This is a genomic window from Gammaproteobacteria bacterium (assembly GCA_003696665.1).
Taxonomy (GTDB): Bacteria; Pseudomonadota; Gammaproteobacteria; order Enterobacterales.
Genome location: RFGJ01000232.1, coordinates 1 through 6,940 on the forward strand (window position 1 = coordinate 1; position 6,940 = coordinate 6,940).

8 protein-coding genes are annotated in these 6,940 nt (G+C 53.6%); all 8 read left to right on the forward strand.

The genetic code is table 11. From position 1 onward, the window contains the following. Positions 1 to 286 (forward strand): hypothetical protein (locus tag D6694_06595; protein RMH43795.1); only part of this gene is annotated, 286 nt, incomplete at its 5' end. A gap of 38 nt (positions 287 to 324) precedes the next feature. Then, positions 325 to 792 carry a hypothetical protein gene (locus tag D6694_06600; GenBank protein ID RMH43796.1) on the forward strand — a complete coding sequence of 156 codons (468 nt, stop codon included), beginning with the start codon at positions 325 to 327 and terminating at the stop codon, positions 790 to 792. 211 nt (positions 793 to 1,003) lie between these two features. Beyond that, on the forward strand, positions 1,004 to 1,651 hold the full coding sequence (locus D6694_06605; protein RMH43797.1) for a hypothetical protein: 648 nt from the start codon (positions 1,004 to 1,006) through the stop codon (positions 1,649 to 1,651). Positions 1,652 to 1,754: 103 nt separating this feature from the next. Further along, a complete protein-coding gene (locus tag D6694_06610; protein ID RMH43798.1) occupies positions 1,755 to 1,946 on the forward strand; it encodes a hypothetical protein in 192 nt (63 codons plus the stop codon). 613 nt (positions 1,947 to 2,559) lie between these two features. Next, a complete protein-coding gene (locus D6694_06615) occupies positions 2,560 to 3,039 on the forward strand; it encodes a hypothetical protein (GenBank protein RMH43799.1) in 480 nt (159 codons plus the stop codon). A 55-nt stretch (positions 3,040 to 3,094) separates the two neighbouring features. After that, entirely contained in the window at positions 3,095 to 4,330 is a 1,236-nt protein-coding gene (locus tag D6694_06620; protein ID RMH43800.1) for an MFS transporter, read from the forward strand. Positions 4,331 to 4,521: 191 nt separating this feature from the next. Further along, positions 4,522 to 5,580, forward strand: a complete 1,059-nt coding sequence (locus tag D6694_06625) for a hypothetical protein (GenBank protein ID RMH43801.1) — start codon at positions 4,522 to 4,524, stop codon at positions 5,578 to 5,580. Between the two features lie 98 nt (positions 5,581 to 5,678). Next, on the forward strand, positions 5,679 to 6,791 hold the full coding sequence (locus tag D6694_06630; GenBank protein RMH43802.1) for a hypothetical protein: 1,113 nt from the start codon (positions 5,679 to 5,681) through the stop codon (positions 6,789 to 6,791). Positions 6,792 to 6,940 lie beyond the last annotated feature (149 nt).

A 6,940-nucleotide genomic window follows, 5' to 3' on the forward strand; every position in this document is an offset into this window, starting at 1 on the left:
CCCCATCGGCGACGATGGCTACTATCTTCTGCAGGCGCTTCTGTTGGGGGCTTCGGAGGATGTAGCCGCTATGCGCAGAGCAGGCTGGTTGGCAGAGGCTATTCGGGGCAACGTAGTGAAGATTGACACTGAGAAGCCACTCCTGGCTGAACGAGGCGGCGAGCGCGGGAAGCTGACAACAGCTGAAGATGTCGATAGATTTTTCGCCAATCTGTACAGATGGATTGAAAACGTCTATAGAAGCCGGTCGGATTTTCAAGAACAATCAACAGATCCCCAATACTGAAATAGCAAATATTGCTTGTGCGATGCTTTAACACCCACATGGAGTATAGGCCTATGCGCTTCTCAAGAGCCTTGCTAAAAACCGTGCTTGTGTTCTTCATCAGCGTCTTGATGGGGATGGGGCTCGGCCAAAGTCGAGTCCATGCAGAAAGCAAAAGTGTGTGGGTCGATCCTGTCGGTACGGTAGGCACAGCCTCGACTATCGGACACCCCGCCACCGGTGGCTCTGTGGGCCGTTCCTCGTCAGGAATCACAATGTATTGGCTGAGAGCCTACACGAGGATTTGGCATACAGGCCCACTCTTGCAAGCACAACATGACAAATGGCTCGTAAACGCAACTCTGGCCCAGACGAACAACCTGACATCGATCGGATATGGCGATTATGCTGTCACCCGTCACGAGTTTCAATATATCTCGGTGAAACCAACGTCCATTACTTACACTTCTGATACGGGCGCGCGTTCCTGTTACGCGGCGTGGAACTCTTTCGTCTCCAATTGTTAGAAAAATAAGCGGCGCCTATCGGCGGAACGCAAGCTCCGGAGCGATTTCCTGCAATCTCACTTGCTTCTCTACCCAACCCAGAGAGGAGGATTGTCATGAGAAAATTGCTTGCGGTGTTGTTGTGTGTTAGCCTACTGCTGGGCGGTGTATCGCCCGTCCTGGCCCAATCGGGTCCTACCGGCGGTGACACGGCGATACGCCTGTCCACCGGGTGTTTCTGCCCAGTGTGAGCGGCGCCACAGGCGCGACCTCCACGGAACAGAGTCCTCAGCAGATTGCGGAACAACAACTGGCTCAGAAAACTCGTTACGAAGAAGCCATCCGGCGGATGGAGGAGCATCTTTACCTGGCGAAGGACGGACAACTCCACCTGAACGTCAGGCGCGGGTCGGAAATCGGTGTACCTGAGGGCATCTTTGCCGAGCTACAGGCCAGTCTCGGCTATCTTAACACCCAGATTCGAGCCGGCGCGATTCGTCTGGAGGAAGTCTCGCTCAGTTCAGGCAGAAACATCTACGGGCAGGAAGTTCCTCTGACCGTTGTGGCGAGCGGAACGCCGGCGGGGTTGGCTCCACAGGCTGCGGCCTGTGCGGGTTGGACGGGAATCCGCTGGTTCTGGTATGGACCCAGGTACTATGCCAATGAGTGTTTGACGCGTAACATTATTCATACCCTGAGTGTGGGTGCAGCGCTAGGATGGCTCTCTGCGGAGTTGGGCTTCATTCCAGATGCTGTCGTTGCTGCTCTTGCTGCCGTTGGCGCAGGAGCCCTCGCATGGATCGATGACATTGGTGGAAATCGAGGGATATACTGGCAGACTACATGGCTAGGGCAGTGGGGGTACGTATGGCACCAATAGTAATTCCTACGGCTCTGACCAATTACCAATGCCTTGAGAAGCGAGCGGAACTGCATTCCGCTCAAACCGTATCGAATAGCCTACAACGCGGTGGGATGCTAGCATGATACTGGGCAAGATTGCATTCGGCGTCAATCTGATCGTTTTCTTCATCCTCTTTGCCAGAAGCCTCAAAGCTGTGGCTGAGGCAGAATACAAGAGAGACAAGAAGCGATTCTGGCTTCGTTTGTTGGGTGTCGCCTTTACGCTGTACTTCTCTGTTCGCCTATACCTGACCGGGTTCAATGGCCTCTGAGCTATCTTAATGAATGACCGTTGACGCCTAAACCGGGTCGTCGCCGACAGAGCAGACATTCGTAGCCAAAAGCCAAACGAACGGTGGCCATGCTTGCGAAACTCGTATTATTGGTGAATCTGACGGCCTTCCTGGTGTGTGCGGCGACGCTGCTTGGAGTGATCCGATTAGGTACGATGACACCTGAGCGCAAACGAATGATAATCGTGCTCATGGTTCTCACACTCGGCGTCGTGCTGGTGTACATTCCACGCGTGCTGTAGACTTCGGTTTCGCGGCGGCGATCCATCCGGATGGATCGCCGCCGCGTCGCTTCGTCGTCTTGCCCAGATGTGCATGCACATGCACGCCGTGAACCCGCCACCCCGCCACCGCGGACCCGCACCTATCGTAAGCTGAAGCGCCGGATTGTCCAGAAATTGGTGCGAAATTTTCACGCAAAACCCCTTGACATCACCCCCCCCGTGGTAAACTGACGGTAGGCTTAGGGGGCTGATCTTGTTTGTCAATATGATTGGATGGCGCTAGGATTAAGGAGGTGGAGAAAATGTGTACAGTCAACCATCCCGTAACAGCTCATGCTGGTTATCTGATCGACGCTCCCGTGAAATCGATGGCCGCTCCTGGAGCCTTATTCACGCGTCTATTGGCCCACCACAAGGAGTTGGGCCTCTCCTGTGAGCAAATTGAGGGCTTGCTTGATCTCAGCTTGGCGTACCACGAACGACAAGTGTCTCTTCAGTTGGAGTTTGCTTCCATTACGGAGGCGCTGGAGATCAAATGGGGGCGCATCGATGAAGTATCTGTGGCCGAACGAGAAGAGTTGTTGCGCCGACATGCGACGTTGTTCTACGAACACGAACGGCTCTTCTTCGATTTTGCACGTCGCGGCCATGCGCTGCTCAGTGACGAGCAGATTGAGAAAGCGGAACGGATTTACCACGAAGAAAAGGATGATTTCTTGCGGACCCTGCATGTCTCGTTGAATCGGGCGGTGGGGCCCCATTTTCGATTTGTGCAGATCGCCGAAGAGTGGGATGCCACGTCTGTGGCTGCGCTACGCAGTATGGAGCATGTTCCTGTTCTGGAATAGGTAAAGGATAAAGGATCGGCCCCCTCCCTTGTAGATCAAACGACTAGGGACCTTCATGGCGGCTATGAAAAAGAGCGCTACGTACTTTGATCTATTTCGCAATCGGAACTATGTTTTGCTCTTTGTCGGGCAGCTTATTTCCTACGGGGGCGATGCACTATCCAGGGTGGCGTTGCCGATCTATGTGTATCAGACAACAGAAAGCCTATCCCTTCTGGGCAGTGCATTTGCGCTCCAGTACGCGCCGTGGATCCTATTTGGCCCCATTGCGGGTGTGATTTCGGATCGCAAGAACAGGAGAGCGCTGCTGATCGGCGCGGTGTGGATCGAGGCCCTTGGTCTGATGGGAGTTCTGTACAGTCACGCGGCCTGGCAGATGCTGTCGTGGATTCTTGTAAGCGCCATGGCCCAGCCGCTCAAGATCTATGTACGCCAGGCCTTTATGCCCGATCTGGTGGGAGAGGAATTGTATTCGAGGGCGGTTTCCCTGAACATCATCGTTGTCCAGACAACAGACGTTCTTGGTATAGCCCTTGCCGGCGGAATCGTCGCCATGATCGGCCCTCGACGCGCGATCATGCTAGACGTGCTTACGTTTGCGCTCAACAGCGTCTTCATTGTTCTGGCCCACATTCCCCAGCCCCACTTGCAGCGCTCGTTCGCAGGTAGGATTGGAAACGAGATCGCCGAAGGCCTTACATTTATTTTACAGAATACAGGACTGCGTTTCATCCTTGCAGTGCTCACGCTGCGTGGGCTCACCATGATCGGTGTCTTTCCATTGTTCGTGGATTTCATCGAATCGGTGTTAGAAAAGGGGCCCTGGGAGTTTGGCCTCTTCACGGCAGCAGCCAGCGCTGGCTATGTACTGTCGTCGATCTTTGCAGTCCGTCTGGAAAAGAAGTTCAGTCCATGGGCCATGTTGTTGGGCAGCACAGCCGCATCCGGCCTTTTCCTTCTCCCTTTTTTCTCTGTGCGCACATTCTGGCTGCTCCTGGGCGTTCGCTTCCTGAGCGCTTTGTTCTATGGCGCCGGGAATCTGGTTGGCAATGTCCAAATCGCCCAATTGACGCCATCAGAATTGCGGGGACGGACAACAAGTGTTGCATGGGCGCTGATCAAGCTCTCTCAGGCCATTTCTAGCTCGGGCCTAGGTCTGCTAGCAAGTTTTCTGGGCAGCCCCTCTGTGATTGGGTTGGCAGGCGTCATCTTGTGTCTGGGTTCATGCGGCCTAGGGTGGATGGCCCGCCCCCTTACGCATGACCCGGCTATTATGAGAACCAACGACTAGAGATCGCCTCTCCTCCGTATCGTCGCTATTCGAACATCGCCGTAAGCTGAACCGCCGGATTGTCCAGAAATTGGTGCGAAATTTTCACGCAAAACCCCTTGACATCACCCCCCCCGTGGTAAACTGACAGCAAGCTCCGGAGCGATTTCCTACAATCTGGTTTGGTTCACAACCCACAGAGGAGGATTGTCATGGAACGCTATCTGCTCTTCGATTCTGGGTGCAGCCTTTGCACCTCCCTTGCCCGCCAGGTGGAAGAAGCCGCGGACGGCAAACTCACGGTCCGCAGCTTGCGCGATCCTGAAGTGCGATCTATACTGGATGAGGTGAAACCCGGCTGGCGCTGGGAGCCCATGTTGTTGGAGATGGACGGTGACCGGCGGCGGGTGTATGCAGGCATCGGCCTGCGCGCCCGGTTGGTGCGGGTGCTAGGTCCGCGGCGGGCGGTGCGGCTGGCGCAGATTGTACAGAGCGCCACTGTCTTTCAGCCGGGTCGGCGGGGTATGCTGCGGTTGGCTGGCGGCCTGCTGGCAGGCCTAACTCTCAGCGGATGGCTGTCAGGGAGTGCCAAAGCCGGTGATGGGCCGGAACCAAATCCTACCACAAGGGTGTTTCTGCCAACTGTGGTGAATTCTTCAGGTGTAAACTTACTCGCCCAGCTGAAGGCTTCTCCGGAGTTCCAGGCAGTTAGAACTGAGCTATTTACGCAGTTTCCTACAGCCATTCAACATGGCAACGAATACACATTTCTTACGTTCGATTTGGGACAGCCAATTCGGACAAACCTAACAGTCGAAGTATATCCCTATGTGATTTTTGTCGTGAATCAAGATCGGGTTGTGGATATGATACGCGTAATCCCTGACATTGGTACACGACAGGCGAAACTCACATTTCACAACAGTGCGGATTTGAACCGTATTGTTGTGCTGTCAGACAACGTCGTTTTCGAATTGACTCAGGCGGATGGGCGGGTGGAAGCAGCTCGGCAATTGGCCGAACAACAGGGGGCGCCGACAATCTTACGGGCAGGAACGCCAGACTGTGAGCTTCGTTGTCGATGGGAGTGCAGGAACGTCATTCATCATCCGGGCCATGAAGATTGGACTTGCTGGTCTGTTTGTACATACGGTTGTACTGGGCTAGGAGGCAATCACTGGGCCTGTGGAGCTGGATGCTATGCGGCTTGCTATGTACCGGCCTATGATGAATGTACCCGTTGGGAGAAAGTCTGCACACGGGAATGTTAAGGTCTGTTTCGCAATACAGATCGGCATATTGGCCTACTGAGGCCAATATGCCGATACTTCTTTCTTGCAAAAACTCGGATGATTCGCTGGGATGCGTTATGGCAAGAAAAAACCTGCAATTGATCTCATGGAGCGACTTGTTTTCTCTGATCACACTGTTTCTGGGCTACAGTCTGCTCCGTGAGATTCCCTCCTCCATGAGCCGATCAGGGATATTCGAAGCCGCGCAGGTTTCGTTTGTCTCAACTTCTGCTGTTCTTCTTGCGTTATGGATCGCAATAGTCCCCATCCCCTACCTGGGTAGGCAAGTCGGATGGAATCGGCTTCGTATTTTGTCGGCAGTCACGATAGGTATATGTTTGATCATTTGGCAAAACTGGCCGGGCAGCCGGATATTCCTCACACCTGTTCTTCTGATCGGCTTTATCTCACTGTTTTACTTTGTTTTCGTGCAAATCCTGTCTTCCATGAATAGCCCGCGAGACGAAGGTCCGCTTCGCCGCAGCCTTCTATTTATCTTGGCAGCTTTCATTCTCAATGTTTTATTTGTTGACGGACTGAATATCTTTCTACCTAACACGCTGAGCCTCTGGCACCATCTTTTAAATATCCTTCTTGCTTTGATCCAATTCGGGTTCCTCTTTTTCTTCCGATCTGAAATCAGCAGTATCCCGAAAATGGATCGGAACATACCGGCTGTCCACTGGGTGGCTGTAGGAACGCTTTTCGGGTTGCAGTGGGCGGTCTTCCAGAATCTCTCCTACCTCCATCACGTCACTGCTTGGCCCACCAAATTGGTCTATGCATACATCATTGGAGTCGACGTTCTCGTTCTGTTGACCGTGGCCCTATGGGTGCCTAGACAAAGTATGGAAGTCTCGCTTTTACGGTTGGGCCTATTTCCTGCCATTTTTCTACTTTGGCTGGAGATACTCCCTGCCTTGGCGACGTTAGTCATACTAATCCTCGGAGAGGTGTTCGCCTTCGAGATTTTTATGTGGGCGTTTACCAATACAAGCATGCGACCACTGAACTCTAAATCCTGGAGGAGCTCGTTGATCGCATACGCTCTCGGTGCAGCCATATGCTTCGTAACTTTGGTACTCGATATCTCGAAGTCATCACCTGTGATCTTGGTTGCTTCTTACATCTTGGCGGGTGCGGTGGACTTCCATACGGGTACACGAAATTCAGAGGAGGTTAGAACATGACGAATTCTCGGTTGCCGCAGTTGATCTGGCCCCTGATGATCTTTCTTCTAGCCGCCTGCACAGCCCCACCGGCCGTAGACCAGATCGTGGCCCGCCTGCAGCAGGCCCAACAGCCCCAGAACCTGCACACCATCACGGATATGGTGGTC

Coding starts and splice junctions, on each gene's coding strand:
- D6694_06600 (RMH43796.1), top strand. CDS start 325: ATGGAGTATAGGCCTATGCGCTTCTCAAGAGCCTTGCTAAAAACCGTG.
- D6694_06610 (RMH43798.1), top strand. CDS start 1,755: ATGATACTGGGCAAGATTGCATTCGGCGTCAATCTGATCGTTTTCTTC.
- D6694_06615 (RMH43799.1), top strand. CDS start 2,560: ATGGCCGCTCCTGGAGCCTTATTCACGCGTCTATTGGCCCACCACAAG.
- D6694_06620 (RMH43800.1), top strand. CDS start 3,095: ATGGCGGCTATGAAAAAGAGCGCTACGTACTTTGATCTATTTCGCAAT.
- D6694_06625 (RMH43801.1), top strand. CDS start 4,522: ATGGAACGCTATCTGCTCTTCGATTCTGGGTGCAGCCTTTGCACCTCC.
- D6694_06630 (RMH43802.1), top strand. CDS start 5,679: ATGGCAAGAAAAAACCTGCAATTGATCTCATGGAGCGACTTGTTTTCT.